Consider the following 17,215-nt stretch of genomic DNA (forward strand, 5'->3'; position numbering starts at 1 on the left):
TCACCGCGCCGCCTGGATTGGGGCGGCTTCGCCACCCAACGCAGGGCAAGCCTGCTCGCCACAAAGGGAACATGGCGACCTGAAACGCTCTCAGGCAAAGCCTCCAAGACCTCAGGGGCATTTTCTTCAATACCACCGCCGTTCAGCCCTTTACCGTGAAGCCATCGTCACTCGGCATCACCAAAAGGAACTGCAATGAGTTTGATCATCTCCATGGCCGCCTTCGCTTTGGCCACGTCCATCACCCCCGGCCCGGTCAATGTGGTGGCGCTCAGCTCCGGCGCGCGCTTTGGCTTTGCCGCCAGCCAGAAACACGTAGTCGGCGCCGCCGTCGGTTTTACCTTGCTGCTGGTGCTGATCGGCCTGGGCCTGCATGAAGTACTGGTGCGCTGGCCGATCCTCACCCAGTTGATCCAGTGGGGCGGGGTGGCGTTTTTGCTGTACATGGCCTGGAAACTCGCGGTCGACGATGGCCGACTCGACGCCGAAGGCACTGCCACCGCGCCATCGATGCTCTACGGCGCGATCATGCAATGGCTCAACCCCAAAGCCTGGCTGGCCTGTGTGGCGGGCATGGGCTTGTTCGTGGCCGATGGCGATGCGCGCCAAGTGTGGCTGTTTGCGGCGCTGTACCTGGTGATCTGCTACCTGTCGGTGGCGTGCTGGGCCTACGCCGGCACGTTTTTGCGGCGCTACCTGAGCAACCCGCAAGGCGTGCAGCTGTTCAACCGCTCAATGGCCGCGTTGCTGGTGGCCAGTGTGGGTTATTTGCTGATGGCTTGAGCAAGTCGCGGTACTGGCCCGGCGTAGCGGCGAAATGCAGTTTGAAGGTGCGCTGAAAATGCGCTTGGTCGGCAAACCCGGCAGCCAGCGCCACATCGGCGATTAGCTCGCCATTGCGCAATTGCGTGCGGGCAAACTGAATGCGCCGGTTGACCAGAAACGCATGGGGCGTGAGCCCGTAATACTGCTTGAACGCACGAATCAAATACGAAGGCGACAGCTCGGCCGCCAGGCAAATATCCTCCAGCTTCAACGCCTCGGTGCAGTGCGCGCGGATGTACTCCGCGGCGCGCTCCAGCTTGTGGTTGACCTCACGCAGCGGCGTCAGCGACGGGTTCAGGCGCTGCTGCACTTCGGTGAAATAACTCACCAGCGCACTCTCTTTTTGCAGCAGCTCGGCCTGCTCATCCAGCAGAATGCCGTACAGCTCGATCAGGCCGTTATACAACACCGTGTCGGGGGTATGCGGCGTATTGAACGGCCGATAACCCTGCTCGGTACTGAAACCCAGCTGGTATTGCAGGTCCGTCAGCCACGGTGTGTCGAGGTAAATCATGTGATACGACCAATGCTGGTCGTGGATCGGGTTGCACGCGTGCACATCACCGGGGTTCATCAACACCACCGTGCCGGCGCTGATCTCGAAGGTCTGCGCGCCATAGTGGTAATAACTGCGCCCGCGGGTGATGGCGCCGATGGAAAAATGCTCGTGGGCGTGACGGGTGTAAGTGACCTTGCGCCCGTCGGCGATGGTGCGCGCCTCGATGAACGGCAAGCGCTCGTCACGCCAGAAGCGTGGCGCGTGCGCGAGGTGAGGCGGGGTGTTCAGCGACATGGCGGTGGCTCCATCCCTTGAGGCGAGTTGCGATCATTGCACAGACCGCCGGAGGCGTCAGCTTCAAAGCTGCTTGGACAAAAACACCCGGCTGCTGCCTTCGGGCTGGCAGGGTATTTCACCCAACCGCACCCACCCCTGTTTCTCGTAAAACCCCGGTGCCTGAAAACTCAGGGTGTACAGCACCGCATGCTGGCAGCCCCGGCGCCGCGCCTCGTCTTCGAAGGCCTGCAGCAATTGGCTGCCCAGGCCCGAACCGCGCAGGGCGTCGGGCAAGTGGAACAGGTCGAGGAAGGCCATGCCCAAGGTGGTTTTGCCCGTGATGCCACCGAGCAGCTGCTGAGTGTCCGGGTCTTTGAGCAACACCATCAACGGCCGACGATCATTGCCGCCGGTGACGGCCTCATTGAACGCGGCAAGGCCATCGCCCAGCAGGCGCTCGGCGTCGGGGTTGGGTTGGTCGCTGATTTCAATCATGCTCATGCGTTCTCGCTCCTCAAAGCCGCTGGCGCACCATATGCAGCAGCCGTTCACCCACCTGATCAAACCCTTTGTTTTGCGCCACAACCTGTGCGCCTTCCATCAGCAGAGACAGCTCCTGCGAGCGGCCGAAGGTGTGGGCCGGGTTCGTCTAGCGCTTAGAACACCCTCCACGGAGCCTAACACCGTCAGCGACTCACACTCGCTGCCAGCCGCCCATGTTGTCGGCCTTGATTTCGAAATCGATGGCTTCGCGGTAAGCGTCGCCAAGATTGGCGTGCAGCCCCCCGCCGAGTGCTTGGGTAGGCTGCCATGTTTGCGTCTCTGGATCGAACACTTCGGCATCGTCACCGGCAGTGTCATCCATCTTGTTGCGCAAGGGCGTGTCGCTATCAATTCGGTGTTCGAGGCTGGCCCAGAGTTTGGTATTCGAATTGACCAGCGGGAAATCTGCCTGGTTTTCCGTCTTGCCCCTTGGGGACATGATTGTATGCAAGGCCTGGGGCTCGCGATCCAAGGGAGCACGGTGAGCTGCCTCATGCATGTGTTGGATGTGCGAAGGGGGAGTGTAGGGCGTACGGGTGATTGGAAACATGGACGTACCTCGGCGACCTTTAAGAAAACGTATCGCCAGAACCTGATCCGGCGATTCCTTTCGAAAACTACAGAGCCCTGCCAAGGCATTCAATAAGGTGATTTTTTGCAGATGTAACTGCTCAAAACTGCTGGTGACTGCGCTCATGTAACGATGGGTGCGGTCTATAGGCCGTGGCTCAAAACCGCGTATGACGTTTCAACTTGGCTGTCAGAAAAGGCAATAGAGGCGAGCTTCTTACCTGTTGCAACACAGCTGCCCGTTCAATGATGGCTGGCGGGCGTAAATCCCGTTACATAAACACGACCAGAAAGTTAACGGCCTAAAGGCCCATCACCATCTCATGCCACGCCATCCCGCCATGCTCCGACGGCGACGGCTGCACATAGCCGTAACCCATGCGCGTATACAACGGCACATGCTGCTCCTTGCACATCAAATGAATCGTTTGCTTGCCCATCGCGCGCATGCGCTGCACAAACTCAGTCATCAGCAGTTTGGAATAGCCCTTACCCTGCTGCGCCGGGTCGACCACCACCGACATGATCACCACATTCGGCGCCTCGGCCGCATGCCCCACCAACTCCTTGAACGCCTCATCCGACATCACCACCTGATGGGCGCAGCCACAATTGATAAACCCCACCACCGCGCCATCCGCCTCCAGAATCAAAAAGCCCTCGGGGTACTGCGCAATACGCGTGGCGATTTTCTCCAGCGTCGCGGCTTCGTCGCCTTCGTAGGCGCTGGTTTCGATTTCAAAGCAACGCGCGGCGTCGGCGGGCAGGGCGTTGCGGAAGGTGAGGGCGGGCATGGGAGGTTCCTGGGGCATTAAGCGAAAGGCCACATCATAAAGAAACATCCAGTGCCTGACACAGATTGTGATGATGGCAAACAAGCCCACTGTGGCGAGCGGGCTTGCGCTAATGCCAGTCAGTTAAGGCATAGCCGGTAATTGTGGCGAGGGAGCTTGCTCCCGCTGGACTGCGTAGCAGCCCCATGGTGGGGGCCGCTGCGCGCCCCAGCGGGAGCAAGCTCCCTCGCCACAGAAGCCGGGGTTTCCAACAGCCATTTCCGCCAATAAAAGAGGGGCGTGTGAATCAAGCATCACGCCTATCACCGCGTACCTTAGTCGAGAATACAAGCGCCAGTTTGGCGAGCCGCCTAGAAAAAACGTTGTGACCATCAAGACCGCCAGGCAGTAGCCGCCCCAAAAACCAGAAAACCCGCCAAAGCGGGTTTCCTCACAGCTCACATCACGTCAACTCACAGCAGGCACATCAAAACCGCGCCGCTCCATCACCGTAAACACATCCGACACGTCCTGGATCATGATCCGCGCGGTATTGGCCACGGTATTAACGTCATGCTCGGCGTAGTCGGACACATTGGAACAGGCCATCAGGTGCAGGTAGGCGAGGGCAGCATTGAGACGCTCGCTGGCGCAGGCATGGAGCTCGCTGAGCGGGGCGTCGCTGTCGATGAGCAGGACAGGGTATTCGGTTGCGGTTTGGGACATGGGGGTGAAGCGGCGGGGCGGGTGTTGAGTAGTCATGGTAATAGTCCTTAAAAAAGAAAAATTGCCACCTTTTGCTGCGAAACAAACGGGTGGCAGCTGTGCGCGGGTTCGCAGACCGGAGGACTATTACCAGACCCGGCAGACCCGAAGGTCTCCCACGCACAACCGCCATAAAACGAGAGACAGCTGTGAATCGGCTGCGTCGAGTTTGACGGTACAGGTAATAGTTTTTAGGGCTGCGAAACCCTGTCGCTGGCCAAGGCTGGCGACGGGGCGAACTATAAGGTGTGGGTAGCCAGGGTGCAACTGAGAGGATGTATCAACCTCAGTCATTAACTTTTCCATCCCTAGGTCAGGAAGATCTGGCTAGTTTCACAGGCCAGCGCAGTCAAGTGCGTTCGGCCTGCACAGTCGTTTGCAGCGGGAGCCTCAGTAGGTCTGCGTGCATAGCTGGCAGAAATCTCCTGATTGGCTACTAGCGTTACCTGGTGCAAATAGCTTAGATCCATCGAAGGTGAACGGCGGCAAACGGCCAGAACCGGTCATTCATACGCGTCTACCAAGTTGGCATTCAGAACGGCGCGACAGGCTAGAACCTACTATTCAGTGCAGTCGTCCTGTAAATCGCTCTTCAGGGGATCCGGCAGCTAAAACGGCTTCGGCTTTTATCAGCGTGCTATCGAAATCTGCCGGCTTATCCAGCCCTATCCGTGCGCTGGTGCAGTAAAGCGTTTTATAACCAGGTCCCGCTAACACCGGGCAAGTTGTCTGAATACACGGGGAGTCGATCACGCTGTCAACTTTGCCGTCAGTCGCGTAACGCACGACTCTGCTACCGCCCCATTCCGCATTCCAGAGAAAGCCCTGCGCATCAATACAAGAACCGTCTGGAGCACCCTGACCGTTGACTGTAGTGAATACACGCTGGTTTTCTAGCGACGGGTAATCGCAGCAGAAAATGCATTCTTGCAGGGAGTCTGCGTAGTACATGGTGGAACCGTCCGGGCTAAAACAGATGCTGTTCGGGATCGCCACTTCGGGAAGGTCCAGCGTTTCAGTCTTGAGCGTCGCGGCATTGAACCGGTGAAATCGCCCTATAGTTTGCACCGGCTCACCGGCATCCATAGTGCTAAACACAAAGTTGCCCATACGGTCGCAGCGGCCATCATTGATCCGGGTTCCTGCCACGCCAGGGGTGGCTGTGATTTTGCTGAAACGACCAGTGCTCAGGTTGTAGTAGCCCAGGCAGGATGCCAGTCCCATCAGCAATATGTCTTCGTCTGCCGTGAGGGCAAATGACCCTAGCGGCTCTGGCAGGGACCAACGCTGCACTTCGCCGTTTTCGGGGTCCAGAGCACGCAACTCGCAACCGGAGATGTCGGTCCAGAACAGGCGTTCGGTTCTTTCACACCAGATAGGGCACTCGCCAAGAAGACTTGTGGTGCCGGTTAGGGTTTTAAACATGGTTGCGTCCTACGAAACAGGATGGGGCAAACAAGGCAGTCAGTTGGAGAAAAGCGCTGACCACCTATCACCGAACAAGGCGATTGCCAGGCCTGCGAGCATCACCATCGCCCCGGCCAACTTGACGAGAGACACCGGCCTTTCCGATGCCCCCATCAATCCGAAATGATCGATAACCAGTGAAGAGATAATCTGACCTGCGATAGCGAGGCCCAGCAGGGCTGACAGACCGATTTTTGGCGCAAGCACCACATAACTAAGCAAGGCACCGGCACCCAGCAGACCGCCCAACAGGCTCCACCAGGGCTGGGCAGGTATAGCCGCCAGTGAGGCCACTATCCCGCCGCGCATCAATGAAAAGAAGCCCAGGCATACCGCACCTGCAGTAAATGAGAACAGCGCCGCCGCTACGGAATCTCCACCCACACCTTTAGCGAGTTGACCATTCAGCGTGGTCTGCAGGGTAATGCCAAGCCCCGCGGCGATGGCCAGCAGGTAGTAAGCTGCGTTCATCTCGCGCCCCCTTACTTGGCTGACTCAAGCGGCATGAATGTCTCGGCAAAAATATCGGGCTGGTAGCCTGCGGCAGCAAACAGATGCTCACGGGACTCGTCGATTGCTGCACGCAGCCTTGCGCTGTCCACGCCCAGCACCTTGCCGCCGCGTTTGACGATGCACCCGCCAATCATGACTGTGTCGACATTGCTGCGTTCGGCCGCGTGTACCACGGTGCCGAATGCGTTGCCTGACGGGTAAAGGTTGATGTCCTGCGTGTTTATAAGGATCAAGTCGGCCTGTTTGCCGGGGGCCAGGCTGCCGACTTTCTCCTGCAATCCGGCGCAGGCAGCGCCGTCGAGAGTGGCGGCTTTGAGCAGGCCATGAGCAGGCAGGGTCACCGGATGATGTTCTGCGCCGCAGCAGCGCTGCTGATGCATGCCCATGACGCGCTGCAGGTAGAAAGCCACCCTCATCTCCATGAACATGTCACCGCTGTAGGAGGTTTCGTTATCGACACTCAGCCCCGGGCTGATGCCGTGGCGCTGGGCCGACTGCATGGCGAACATTCCATCTTCAATGCCGTAGTGGGCATCTGAACGCGGGCATACGTTGACCCGCACGCCAGCCTCGCTAAGGATTTTCCAGCCGGCGTCCGGCAGCGAGGTGCAGTGGTTGAAGATGTTATCGGGACGCAGCAGGCCCTCGCGATGCAAACCCTCCAACTCAGCTGCCATGTCCCCGCCAAAAAATTCGGTGATGATCGGCAGCCCCAGACGCCTGGCCTCAGCCCACAGCTCAGGTTCAAGCTGTGCCATCACCGCCAGCGAGAGCAGCGGGTTGTCACCGTTATTGACGTATTTTTCCTGGAGACGCTCCAGGTTGCCGGGCCAGTGGGCTTTGTCCCACTCACCGGAAACTGGCGCACCGGAGGCGTGTACAGATCGGATACCAGCATCAAGCAGCGCCTCTACCGCAGCATCGGAGTGCGCGCCGGTACGGCTGTTGTGCGAGTTATCGACCACGGTCGTGATGCCCGCATCGATGCAGCCCAATGCAGTCAGCAGGTTGCCGATATACATGTCAGCCGGGCGATAGTATTTGGCGAACGAGAAGTGCGTGGCGTTGCAGTAGTCTTCCAGGGTTTCGGCATTCGGATTGATTCGACGCAGTTGGCCCTCCCATGAGTGACGATGCGTATCGACCATGCCAGGCATGGCAATCATACCGGATGCCTCGATAACAACGGCGTCGCCAGCCTCGATGTTTTCACCTATGGCCGTGATGGTGCTGCCTTCGATAAGGATATCGCCGCGCGCCAGATTGCCAATATCGCCATCCATGCTCAGCACAGTGGCGCCGCGGATAAGGGTGCGGGCGGCCGGAGCGGCCGGGGCCTGCACAATGCTGCGGTTATATTTAGCCATTTTCTGTACACCTCTTCAAATTTCGTTGGAAGCAATGTACGCAATGCGGTACCGCGGGAAAAAGATGGTTAAACTGTTTTTATTATTCAATATTTACGAATAATAACGACTTCCCCCGATCACTGCTTTGAGGTTGCTAACAGTCATGGACCGTATTCAAGCGATGCAGGTTTTCGTACGTGTGGCTGAAGCAGGAAGCTTTATCCAGGCGGCGCAGACGCTCTCACTGCCGGCCTCGACAGTTACCAGCAGCGTTAAAAGTCTTGAGAAGTACTTGCAGGTACGCCTGCTGAACAGAACAACGCGGCGTGTCAGCCTGACCTCTGAGGGCGCACAATATTTGGCGCAATGCCGGGAAATATTGGAGCTGATCGAACACACAGAGACCAGCCTGACGGATTCCGTAAAACGGCCACAGGGGCGTTTGCGTGTCGATATGCCGGGTGGCATTGCACACTTCATCGTCATGCCAAACCTGCAAGACTTCTACAGGCGCTACCCAGATATCTACCTGATGATAGGCGTCAACGATCGGCAGGTTGATCTGGTTCAAGAGGGTGTCGATTGCGTTATTCGTACAGGCGAGCTCGATGACTCAACGCTCGTTGCGCGCCCACTCGGTCGGTTTCGCTGGGTAACCTGTGCGTCTGCCGCCTATCTCGAAGAGAACGGCACTCCGCAAAATCCGCAAGATTTGTCTCACCACCGGGCCATCCATTACTTCTCGGGCCGCGCAAGGCAAGCAGGTGAAATGCGTTTTGCCCGTGGTACCGAAAAAATCTCAGTCCCGGTGAACGGCACAGCGGCCGTCAACGAGACTGGGCTTTACATCAAAATGTGCCTTGAAGGCTTCGGGCTGGTGCAGCTCGCTGAGAATGTGGTCAGCGAGCATCTGCGAGAAGGGCGACTGGTCGAAGTGCTTGCTGACTGGCAGCCCGCATCGGTTCCTGTGCACCTGCTATACCCGCATCAGCGCTTTTTATCGCCAACTGTGAGCGCATTCGCTGACTGGATTGCTGGGCTTGTTCGCGACGATGATTCAGCAGATTCAAGTTGAACGTTGCGCCCGGCCAGCATGCCGGTGAATGCGCCGGCTACGGAGATTGCGGCTGTGATCAGCAGCGGTGCTGTCCAGCCACCGGTCCAGTCGTGCAGTTGGCCCAGCAGCAAGGGGCCTGCGGCTGCCATCAGGTAGCCGACGCACTGCGCCATTCCTGAAAGTGCCGCCGTGTCACCGGCATTTTTTGTGCGCAAGCCGATGAAGGTCAGGCCGAGCATCATGCTGGCACCAGAGCCGAAGCCCAGGACCGCGGCCCACAACATGGCGTAGTCTGGCGCGTAAATGAGCCCGATCAGGGATGAGGCGGTTAACAGGCTGACGGTAGCGGCTGCCAGTTTCTGGTCTTTGAGACGACGAAGCGTGGCCGCCAGAATCAAGCCGGGAATGGCCGTGGTCAGTTGAAGCGTGCCGTGTACCGTGCCTGCTTGCTCCGGGGATATGCCATGGTCCATCAGAATGGTCGGCAGCCAGCCGACGGCGACATAAAAAGGCATCGCGTTCAGCCCCATGAACAGCGTGACCTGCCATGCCAGCGGCGAACGCCAGACGGCCACGGTTGGCGCTTGTTTCGGACCGGACAGATTTACGTGTTCGTGTTTTTTCAACTGCGGAAGCCACACCACCATCGCCAACAGAGGGGCTGCGACCAACAAACTCAGGGCAATCGGCCATTCCCATGATTGGGTCAGCGGAATTATCACAGCTGAACCGACAGCGCCTGCTGCGCCCATTGTGATGGAGTAAGCGCCGGTCATGGACGCCATTTTTGTTGAAAAGTCGCGTTTGATCAGGCCGGGCAGCAGCACGTTGCCCAGGGCGATCCCGGTGCCTATCAATACCGCACCGGCGTACAACGCCCAGGCACTGCCTGCGGAGCGGAGCAGGATGCCCGCTGAAATGACCAACAGTGCACCGAAAAGCGTGCGCTCGATGCCGAACCTGCGGGCGACCGATGCGCTGAGCGGGGAGAAGGCTGCAAAGGCAAGTAATGGCAGTGAAGTAAGCAGGCCTAGAGCTGAGGCGCTCAAGCCAAAATCATTCTGGATCAGCGGCAAAACGGGCGCGATGCTGGTAAAGGGAACGCGCAGGTTCACGGCGATAAGCAGAATGCCTGCGACGAGCGCGATGGCATGCCACTTGTTTTTTGTATCTGACATATTCTTTATCTGTCCTCTTAAAAGAAGACAAATGTAGAGAACTTCAGAATCGTCTAATATAGATATCAAGACACCTGATATCTAAATTATGCCAAGCTCAAAAAATGTCGTTTCCTCGCCGGAAGATTTCGATTCAGACCTTTTCGCCCAGGCAGCGATTGCGCTCAAGGTTGCGCCTGACCTCAATGGTTCGGGTGCCCGTCCGCATGATCATCGCAAAGGCCAGCTGATCCTGTCTTTGCATGGCGCAGTGAGCTGTGAGGTGCAAAATGCACTCTGGCTTGTCCCTCCCCAGCACGCCGTATGGATCCCGGGCGGCACGCCGCACAGTTGCCGAGTGACCGAAAACGCCCGGACCTGCTTTCTGTTCGTTGAGCCCGGTGCGGCAGCCATGCCTGAAGAATGCTGCACGGTTGCCATTACGCCCCTTGTTCGGGAGATGATCCTGCATCTCGCTGAACAGGAACCTGCTTACGATTCCGAGGGCAAGACAGCGCGGCTGGTTGCAGTGCTGCTTGAGCAGCTTTCCGATGCTCCGCTGAAAGAGCTGCATTTGCCGATATCAGACCACCCCAAGATCAAACAAATCGCGGATATGCTCTTCTCCGATCCAGGCGACCGAACCACGTTGCGCGAGTGGGCCACTCGGCTTGCAACCAGTGAGCGAACGCTGGCCAGGCTTGTAGAAAGCACGACCGGGCTGAGCTTCGGACGCTGGCGTCAACAATTGCATTTGATGATCGCACTGAGTCATTTGGCGGAGGGGGTATCCGTGCAACGTGTGGCGGGCATCCTGGGATATGACTCTGTTAATGCATTCATCACTATGTTCAAGAAAGCACTGGGTAAACCGCCTACTCAGTATTTTTCCTCTCTGCGCTAGTGCTCTGCTGGCTGATACAAAGCGCCGAGGCTGTAGAACGATCTGTCTGCTATTGGCCGATTGCTGACTGTAAAGAAGGGCTGCAAGCGGCTATCAGCGACATTACCGCTTTTTGCCTTACGCCCACTGCACGCAGCCTACCTCGTCGGCGTTAACCCTATTTTTAGCTTGCTGAAACGTTTCATCAAGTTTATAAAAATGGCACAACTCCAAGAAAGGCTGCCGCCATGACCCCGCTCAAACTCTTCGTTGCCCTCAGCGCACTGTCCGCTGCCTCCCACGCCATGGCCTGGGATTACGTTCTGCTCGACACCGACAAAGCCGCCCAGAGCTGGCAGATCACCAGCCAGCAACTCGGGATAAAAACCGACAAGCCCTTCAGCGTTGCCCTGCGCACCTTGCACGGCGGTCGCCAGGAGGGCGTCAGCATCGTCGACATCGATAACGGCACGATGAAACTCTCGGTAGTGCCGACTCGCGGCATGAACGTCTTGCAGGCCTCGGTCGGCAGTGTGCGCATGGGCTGGGATTCTCCGGTCAAGGAAGTGGTCAATCCGTCCTTCATCGAACTCAATGGCCGTGGTGGTCTGGGCTGGTTGGAAGGTTTTAATGAACTGGTCGCCCGCTGCGGCTACGAATGGGTCGGCCACCCCGGCGTCGACAACGGCGAACTGCTGACCCTGCACGGTCGGGCCGCCAACATTCCTGCGAACAAAGTCACCCTGCATATCGATGAAAAACCACCGTACGCCATCACCCTGCGCGGCGAATTGAAAGAGCAGGCGTTCAAGAAGGTCGACTTCTCGGTCGCGACCGAACTGGTCACCGAACCCGGCAGCGTCGTGTTCGCCCTCAATGACACCCTGACCAACAACGGCGACTATCCGAAGGAATACCAGGCGCTGTATCACAGCAACTTCAGCACCCCGTTCCTGGAGCAGGGCGCTCGTTTCGTCGCGCCGGTGAAACAGGTGTCGCCGTTCAACGACAAGGCCAAGGGCGATCTGCCCGACTGGCAAACCTACCGCGCACCGACCAAGGACTACGACGAAACGGTGTACAACGTGGTGCCGTATGCCGATGCCAAGGGCGATACGTTGACCGTGTTGCATAACAAGGCCGGCAGCCTGGGCGTTTCGGTCGGCTTCAATACCCAGACACTGCCGGTGTTTTCCCTGTGGAAAAACACCGATACCCAAGGCCAGGGCTATGTCACGGGGTTGGAGCCGGGGACAAGTTTTTCCTACAACCGCCGTTACCAGCGGCCACTGAACCTGGTACCGACAATTGGGCCCAAGGAACACAAGCAGTTCCGCATCAGCTACAGCTTGTTAGCGGACAAGGCAGCGGTGGATAAGGCCTTGAAGCAGGTGAGCGAGATTCAGGATGGGCGGGAGACTGAAGTGCGGCAGACGCCGTTGGTTGATCTGACCAAGGAGTGACACCGGCTGGAACATTGTGGGCCGATATTGCGGCCCTTCGGCCAAGTGTTCGCGTCTGATTCCGTTGGCTTGTTCAAGGTCCGCCCGCGAGCGCGTGACCTTGGGCCTGCGACTGGCAGCAATAGATCAATGCCCTGCGGATGTCACCGGACAGCGCTCACTGATGCTCTGGATATATACAGTCTGACTGTATATATTTGAGATTCTACGCATTCAAGCATCAGGTGGCGTTATGTCAGCAGTGAACAAGGCTATCGTCCGTCGTTTCAATCAGAAGGTTATTGAGAACTGCGACCGCCACGAATTTGAAGTGCTCGTGGCGCAAGATTTCATAAACCATTCAGCGGCGGCGGGGCAAGACGGCGGTCGGGAAGGTCTATGGCATACCTTTCACAATGTTCTGCATCCGGGCTTGTCCGACCTTGAGGTCGAGGTGCTGGATCAGGTTGCTGAAGACGACAAGGTGACGACCCGAAAGCGCATTACCGGCCGCCACTCCGGGGTGATTGCCGGGATACAGGCAACGGGACGTGCAGTGTCTATTGATATCATCGACATCGTTCGCATCCGCAACGGCCAATATGTCGAGCACTGGGGCGTCAATTCGTTGCCGAGTGTGCTGGCGGCTTTGCGCTCAGGTTGATTGATCGTTTGGGGCGGCGGCAATCAATTGCTCCAGGATTCTGACCGCAGCTTCGAGTGTTTGCAGCTGTGACGCGGTGGTTTTTTCCTTAAGCTGGCGTGCCAGCCAGTCACTGCGCTGAAGACGACTGTGTTCAAGCGCAGCTCGACCAGCGTGCGTCAGCTCAAAAAGCTGCTTTCGTGCATCGCTCGGATCAGGACCTCGTGTAACCCGCAGCTGCTGCTCCAACTGGGCGATAACCAGCCGCATGCTTTGATGCTTGACGTGACGATGTGCAGCAAGCGCGCTTATGCTCGCGGGGCCATGACGGTCAAGCAAACCTAGCGTTTCAGATTGTGCCGAGGACGGTGTGTCCGACCCACTGCGCACTTCCCGGACAAGATTGCCGACTACTCTTCGCAGATCTTCGGCTAACTGTTCAACGGCCTCTTCAAAAGAAGCAGAGTGATGATTGGGAGATTCTGAAGGGGAGGACAATGGGCTTTCTCAGGTGTGGTTGAGCAGACGAGCATACATGAGTTCAGAATGACCGCTTCTGATCAGGAGCTGTCCATCGTCAACGACTGCTTTTGGGCCGGTTTCAGCCAGTCACAATGGGCCGTAACCGACCGAGGCGTAATCACCGATTGTTGGAGGCTGCCGACATTGCCGAGTGAATTGACGTTGCCGAAGACCTCCCGCAGTCGCTCCTGCACTAGCCTTCCAGCGTTCGCAGTTTTTCCTCGAAGTAGCGAATTTGCGCAGCATCATCGGGGTCGACCTGCCTGAGTAGCTGAAGCGCTTTTGTATACGCATCGCGCGCCTTGGCGGTGTCGCCTTGAGCCTCATAAACTCTTGCAAGGTTGAAGTAGCGCAAAATCACCTTGGGGTGGTTCTCTCCGAACGTTGCGCGGTCACTGTTCAGGGCCTTAGTCAAAAAGGCTTCAGCTTTGTCGTACTGGCCCAGGCCGCGATAGGCGTCGCCGAGGTTGTTCCAGCGGATGGCGACCGTTGGATGGTTGGGGCCACGCAGGGCCATGTCGATATCCAGTGCTTGTTGAAAAAGCGGCAACGCGGCCTTGTGGTTGCCCTGGACGTTATAGGCGTTTCCCAGATTGTTCAGGGCGGTGGCTACCGAAGCGTCGTGTTCTCCCAGCCGCTTTCTTAACGCGATATTTTTGCGCAGGTTTTCGAAACCCTCTTCATACCTGCCCAATTTGCTCTGCGCGGTACCGATGTTGTTGTAGCTGTCGGCAATCTGCAGGTCATCTGCGGCGAGTACCGCGAGGCGCATTTTCAAGGCTTTTTCATAGTAGCCAAGAGCAATTTCGAGATTGCGTTGTCGTTCGTGAAAATAGCCGAGGTTGTTCCAGTAGGTCGCCTGTTGCGCGATGGATGCCTGCCCGTTTTGTTTGGCCGCCTCTATTGCCTGGGTGACCAGGTGGATCGCGGTGCGGTCATCGCCCAGCACGTAGACTGCCAGCGCCTTGATATTCAATACCTCGGAGTTGTCGGGGTCGGTTTCAAGCACGCGGTCCGCTTCCTCAATGGTCGCCTGGTATTGTTCCGCCTCGAAAAGGCTTACTACTTTGTCGCTCGCCACTACTGAGGCAGCTTCAGCACAAAACATGATGAAGAGCAGTGGTAACGCTAATAGCGCTTTGAGCCCACGAATGTGCATGGAAGTCCTTTTGTTTGAAGCGGAGAACGGGCACAACCAACCCATCACTGACAAAAAATGATGCTGGCCGTGCCCGGCCGTAAAAGTCACAAGTCCAGGGCCAACGCTGCAAGCTTTGCCACGCCAATGGGGGTATCCAGCTCCATGTTGTCCTCGAGCATCCAGGCTGCTGACAATCCGGCCCAGGCAAGCACCCATTGCAATAACCGGTGTCGATCAATGTTGGAGGCTTGTGTCACGATACCGATCCGGCGCGCGAAACAACTTGGCGCCAAAGCACTTTTGCTATCGGGATTGCAGAAAATATTCGCGTAATCGAAGCCGCGCTCACCGTAGAGTCCCTTAGGGTCGATAGCGAGCCACCCCTTAGCTCCGAAGTCCAACACATTGCCGTGGTGGATATCCCCATGCAATACCCTGATGTCACGCGGGGCATCCAGAAGTTCGCGAGCCGTTTTGGCGCATTGTTCAAAGACCCCTCGGTGCGTTGCCGCCGCGCTCCATAAGGCTTCGAACCGTAGCTCCAGTGGGACTAAAGCAGGAGCCGGTTTTGCAAGGGGTGTGTGAAGGCGGCCAGCCACAGCACAGAGTATGCGAGTAGCCTCGTCGTCCTCGCCGCAGTTCACCATCTGCGTAAGTGAGACCGGGCTGGTCGCGCGCTCCATCAATAAGGCCTCGCCATCATGTGCCAGCACGGGTGCCGCCCCTTCACCGTCCCACCAAGCCATGAGTAGATTGCCTGCTTGCTCCTCCGGCTCTTGCGAGATTTTGAGCATGGCTGGCATGCCATGGTGACGAACAGGCAGTAGGTTGCCATTCAATGAGCCGAAAGCATCACCGTCGATCGTCAACGCCCATCGTTTCAAGTATTGATCAAACATCAGCGCTTAATTCTCGCTCTTACTGGAACAATCATTATGAATGACGGGGGCATAAGGCTAAATGTCTTCTTTTGGCCGATTCTGCCCAATTACGCTCCCCATCCACATCACTCGAACTGAGCCCTTACGTACTTTCGATTATTGCGTAACCGTGAACCGAAACGCCTGTTCTTGCAGCCCCGCCTTAATCAAAGCAGCCAATTGTCGGGCCGCCGCAGTGGGCTCGCTGCCACCGCTGTGCAGCACATAACCGAGGCTTGGCACGACGGGTAAGCCAGAAACCACACTGAGATGGCTCGGCAGCCCAATGCGGGTACGCAGCGTCACGCCCAACCCGGCGGCTACGGCTGCCCAGATACCCGCCACGCTGGGGCTGGTGAGGGCGATGCGCCAGGGTATTTGCGCGGCGTCCAGCGCCTGGGTGGCGGCGCTGCGGAGTACGCAAGGCGCGTCGAACATTATCAAGGGCAGCGGTGAGTCGTCAGCGGCGGTCAGCAATGGCGTATCGCGCGGCCCGATCCAGTGCATCGGTGTTTCGCCCAGTCGCGTGGCATAAGGCGACAGGTGCCCGGTGTCCCAGGTCAGGGCCAGGTCCAGGGCTGCACTTTCGACCAGCGTCAGCAGCTCGGCATTACGGGCGATCCTGACTTCGAGGCTCACCCTCGGGTAAGTCTGTACAAAGCGTCGCAGGATATCGCTCAGGAAATGTTCGCCAAAGTCCTCTTGAAGCCCCAGGCGCAGGGTTCCGGCGGTCTGGCTTTGATGCACGCTGTGGAAAATGCTGTCGTTCAACTCCAGTAACCGGCGGGCATGGCTCAGCAGTGATTCGCCTGTGGGGGTCAAGACCAGCCCGCGCCCGGACTTAGCCAGTACCGGCGTGCCTATCTGCTCCTCAAGTTTCTTTAACTGAGCACTCACGGCAGACGTCGACCGACCGAGACGATCCGCAGCTTTGGCAAAGCTGTTGAACTCCACACCCGTGACGAAGGTGCGCAATACATCAAGGTCGAAGGTGGGGCGGCGCATTCAATAGTCCACTAATTCCGGATGGTCGACGCTATTAAATCTGATATTCGGAAGGGTTGCGACTTGATAATTTTCATCCTTCAGATCGGGACAACGGAGGGGAAAACATCATGAATACAGCTATGGCCGCTGGGCGAGAGCCCCAGGACAACTATCCGCAGAAGTTTGCCGAGTTGACCGAAAACGTATTGTTCGGCGACATGTGGACGCGTACGCAGCTCAAGGCCCGTGAACGCAGTTTGGTGACGGTGGCTGCGCTCGTGGCGATGTACCGTCTGGAGCAACTGCCGTTTCATTTGCAACGTGCGCTGGATAACGGCGCGTGTGCCGACGAACTGGCCGAAGTCATCACCCATCTGGCGTTTTATTCAGGTTGGCCGACGGCTGCTTCGGCGCTGAATGTGCTGAGCGAATTGCAGGTTGGCCTTTCAGAGCGACAGGAGTAACCGTTGATGCCGTTTGCACGAATTTCACTGCACCGAGGCAAGTCGGCCGAGTATTTACAGGCGTTGTCTCAGGGGTTGCACGACGCCCTGGTCGAGAGCTTCGAAGTGCCGAAGACAGATCGCTTCCAGGTCATTCACCAGCATGAGGTCGGCGAGCTGATATTCGATCCCCACTACCTGGGTGGGCCGCGTAGCCATGACTTTGTGCTGATCGCGATTACCGCTGGGCGTGCTCGAAGTGTTACGACTAAACAGCATTTTTACCGTGATCTGGTCGAGAAATTGGGGCGGGCGACGGGGTTGAACGCGGAAGACGTCATGGTGGTGATCACCACGACGGCCAGTGATGAGTGGTCGTTTGGAGGAGGGCGGGGCAACTAGGCTTTAAGTAAAACGGGGTCATACCCCAGTTAAATATG

At 57.6% G+C, this 17,215-nt stretch carries 20 protein-coding genes and 1 pseudogene; 7 read left to right on the forward strand and 14 right to left on the reverse strand.

Annotation, left to right across the window (positions count from 1 at the left end; all coding sequences use genetic code 11):
• Window positions 1–195 precede the first annotated feature (195 nt).
• Window positions 196–783 carry a LysE family translocator gene (locus GIW48_RS26085; protein ID WP_170038538.1) on the forward strand — a complete coding sequence of 196 codons (588 nt, stop codon included), beginning with the start codon at window positions 196–198 and terminating at the stop codon, window positions 781–783.
• Here the strand turns inward: GIW48_RS26085 and GIW48_RS26090 are convergent.
• The 8 genes from GIW48_RS26090 to GIW48_RS26125 form a co-directional block, all read right to left on the reverse strand.
• Window positions 725–1,618, reverse strand: coding sequence for an AraC family transcriptional regulator (locus GIW48_RS26090; protein WP_236462410.1), 894 nt, complete (start codon window positions 1,616–1,618; stop codon window positions 725–727). The genes GIW48_RS26085 and GIW48_RS26090 overlap by 59 nt on opposite strands.
• 63 nt (window positions 1,619–1,681) lie before the next feature.
• Window positions 1,682–2,101 (reverse strand): GNAT family N-acetyltransferase, encoded by a 420-nt coding sequence (locus GIW48_RS26095; protein ID WP_236462412.1) that lies wholly within the window; start codon window positions 2,099–2,101, stop codon window positions 1,682–1,684.
• A 193-nt stretch (window positions 2,102–2,294) separates the two neighbouring features.
• Window positions 2,295–2,840: a hypothetical protein gene (locus GIW48_RS26100; protein ID WP_236462415.1), complete on the reverse strand. Its 546-nt coding sequence runs from the start codon at window positions 2,838–2,840 to the stop codon at window positions 2,295–2,297.
• Window positions 2,841–3,015: 175 nt separating this feature from the next.
• Entirely contained in the window at window positions 3,016–3,507 is a 492-nt protein-coding gene (locus tag GIW48_RS26105; protein ID WP_017139679.1) for a GNAT family N-acetyltransferase, read from the reverse strand.
• A gap of 447 nt (window positions 3,508–3,954) precedes the next feature.
• The gene (locus tag GIW48_RS26110) at window positions 3,955–4,248 is read right to left on the reverse strand and encodes a hypothetical protein (RefSeq protein WP_056859523.1); all 294 of its coding nucleotides are present in this window, start codon (window positions 4,246–4,248) and stop codon (window positions 3,955–3,957) included.
• 567 nt (window positions 4,249–4,815) lie between these two features.
• A complete protein-coding gene (locus GIW48_RS26115; RefSeq protein ID WP_099548727.1) occupies window positions 4,816–5,676 on the reverse strand; it encodes an SMP-30/gluconolactonase/LRE family protein in 861 nt (286 codons plus the stop codon).
• A 39-nt stretch (window positions 5,677–5,715) separates the two neighbouring features.
• Window positions 5,716–6,189, reverse strand: coding sequence for a DMT family transporter (locus tag GIW48_RS26120; protein ID WP_099548728.1), 474 nt, complete (start codon window positions 6,187–6,189; stop codon window positions 5,716–5,718).
• 11 nt (window positions 6,190–6,200) lie between these two features.
• Window positions 6,201–7,598 carry an amidohydrolase family protein gene (locus GIW48_RS26125; protein WP_099548729.1) on the reverse strand — a complete coding sequence of 466 codons (1,398 nt, stop codon included), beginning with the start codon at window positions 7,596–7,598 and terminating at the stop codon, window positions 6,201–6,203.
• Between the two features lie 145 nt (window positions 7,599–7,743).
• On the opposite strand from GIW48_RS26125, the gene GIW48_RS26130 reads away from it, so the two are divergent.
• A complete protein-coding gene (locus GIW48_RS26130) occupies window positions 7,744–8,655 on the forward strand; it encodes a LysR family transcriptional regulator (protein ID WP_099548730.1) in 912 nt (303 codons plus the stop codon).
• Here the strand turns inward: GIW48_RS26130 and GIW48_RS26135 are convergent.
• Window positions 8,568–9,815: an MFS transporter gene (locus GIW48_RS26135; protein ID WP_169987268.1), complete on the reverse strand. Its 1,248-nt coding sequence runs from the start codon at window positions 9,813–9,815 to the stop codon at window positions 8,568–8,570. The genes GIW48_RS26130 and GIW48_RS26135 overlap by 88 nt on opposite strands.
• Window positions 9,816–9,903: 88 nt before the next feature.
• Between GIW48_RS26135 and GIW48_RS26140 the strand changes: the two genes are divergently transcribed.
• Both GIW48_RS26140 and GIW48_RS26145 read left to right on the forward strand, forming a co-directional pair.
• The gene (locus GIW48_RS26140; protein ID WP_099548731.1) at window positions 9,904–10,698 is read left to right on the forward strand and encodes an AraC family transcriptional regulator; all 795 of its coding nucleotides are present in this window, start codon (window positions 9,904–9,906) and stop codon (window positions 10,696–10,698) included.
• 227 nt (window positions 10,699–10,925) lie between these two features.
• On the forward strand, window positions 10,926–12,140 hold the full coding sequence (locus tag GIW48_RS26145) for an aldose 1-epimerase family protein (protein WP_186618315.1): 1,215 nt from the start codon (window positions 10,926–10,928) through the stop codon (window positions 12,138–12,140).
• Window positions 12,141–12,155: 15 nt separating this feature from the next.
• Here the strand turns inward: GIW48_RS26145 and GIW48_RS26150 are convergent.
• Window positions 12,156–12,260, reverse strand: a pseudogene (locus GIW48_RS26150) (Mg chelatase-like protein); the annotation flags it as partial.
• Between the two features lie 112 nt (window positions 12,261–12,372).
• Between GIW48_RS26150 and GIW48_RS26155 the strand changes: the two are divergent.
• On the forward strand, window positions 12,373–12,783 hold the full coding sequence (locus tag GIW48_RS26155; RefSeq protein WP_177023831.1) for an ester cyclase: 411 nt from the start codon (window positions 12,373–12,375) through the stop codon (window positions 12,781–12,783).
• Here GIW48_RS26155 and GIW48_RS26160 read toward each other — a convergent pair.
• From GIW48_RS26160 to GIW48_RS26175, 4 genes are all read right to left on the reverse strand, one after another.
• Window positions 12,775–13,260, reverse strand: a complete 486-nt coding sequence (locus GIW48_RS26160) for a MarR family winged helix-turn-helix transcriptional regulator (RefSeq protein ID WP_236472957.1) — start codon at window positions 13,258–13,260, stop codon at window positions 12,775–12,777. The two genes, GIW48_RS26155 and GIW48_RS26160, sit on opposite strands and share 9 nt — an antisense overlap.
• Window positions 13,261–13,477: 217 nt before the next feature.
• The gene (locus GIW48_RS26165; RefSeq protein WP_236462178.1) at window positions 13,478–14,443 is read right to left on the reverse strand and encodes a tetratricopeptide repeat protein; all 966 of its coding nucleotides are present in this window, start codon (window positions 14,441–14,443) and stop codon (window positions 13,478–13,480) included.
• Window positions 14,444–14,529: 86 nt separating this feature from the next.
• The gene (locus GIW48_RS26170; RefSeq protein ID WP_170038516.1) at window positions 14,530–15,324 is read right to left on the reverse strand and encodes an aminoglycoside phosphotransferase family protein; all 795 of its coding nucleotides are present in this window, start codon (window positions 15,322–15,324) and stop codon (window positions 14,530–14,532) included.
• Window positions 15,325–15,462: 138 nt separating this feature from the next.
• Window positions 15,463–16,350, reverse strand: coding sequence for a LysR substrate-binding domain-containing protein (locus GIW48_RS26175; protein ID WP_236462175.1), 888 nt, complete (start codon window positions 16,348–16,350; stop codon window positions 15,463–15,465).
• 110 nt (window positions 16,351–16,460) lie between these two features.
• Between GIW48_RS26175 and GIW48_RS26180 the strand changes: the two genes are divergently transcribed.
• Together GIW48_RS26180 and GIW48_RS26185 are read left to right on the forward strand one after the other, a co-directional pair.
• Window positions 16,461–16,796 (forward strand): carboxymuconolactone decarboxylase family protein, encoded by a 336-nt coding sequence (locus tag GIW48_RS26180; protein ID WP_236462169.1) that lies wholly within the window; start codon window positions 16,461–16,463, stop codon window positions 16,794–16,796.
• Window positions 16,797–16,802: 6 nt separating this feature from the next.
• Window positions 16,803–17,177, forward strand: a complete 375-nt coding sequence (locus GIW48_RS26185) for a tautomerase family protein (RefSeq protein ID WP_099548738.1) — start codon at window positions 16,803–16,805, stop codon at window positions 17,175–17,177.
• The last annotated feature ends 38 nt before the right edge of the window (window positions 17,178–17,215 follow it).

Source organism: Pseudomonas sp. PA-6-3C, assembly GCF_021605825.1.
Classification (GTDB): Bacteria; Pseudomonadota; Gammaproteobacteria; order Pseudomonadales; family Pseudomonadaceae; genus Aquipseudomonas; species Aquipseudomonas edaphica.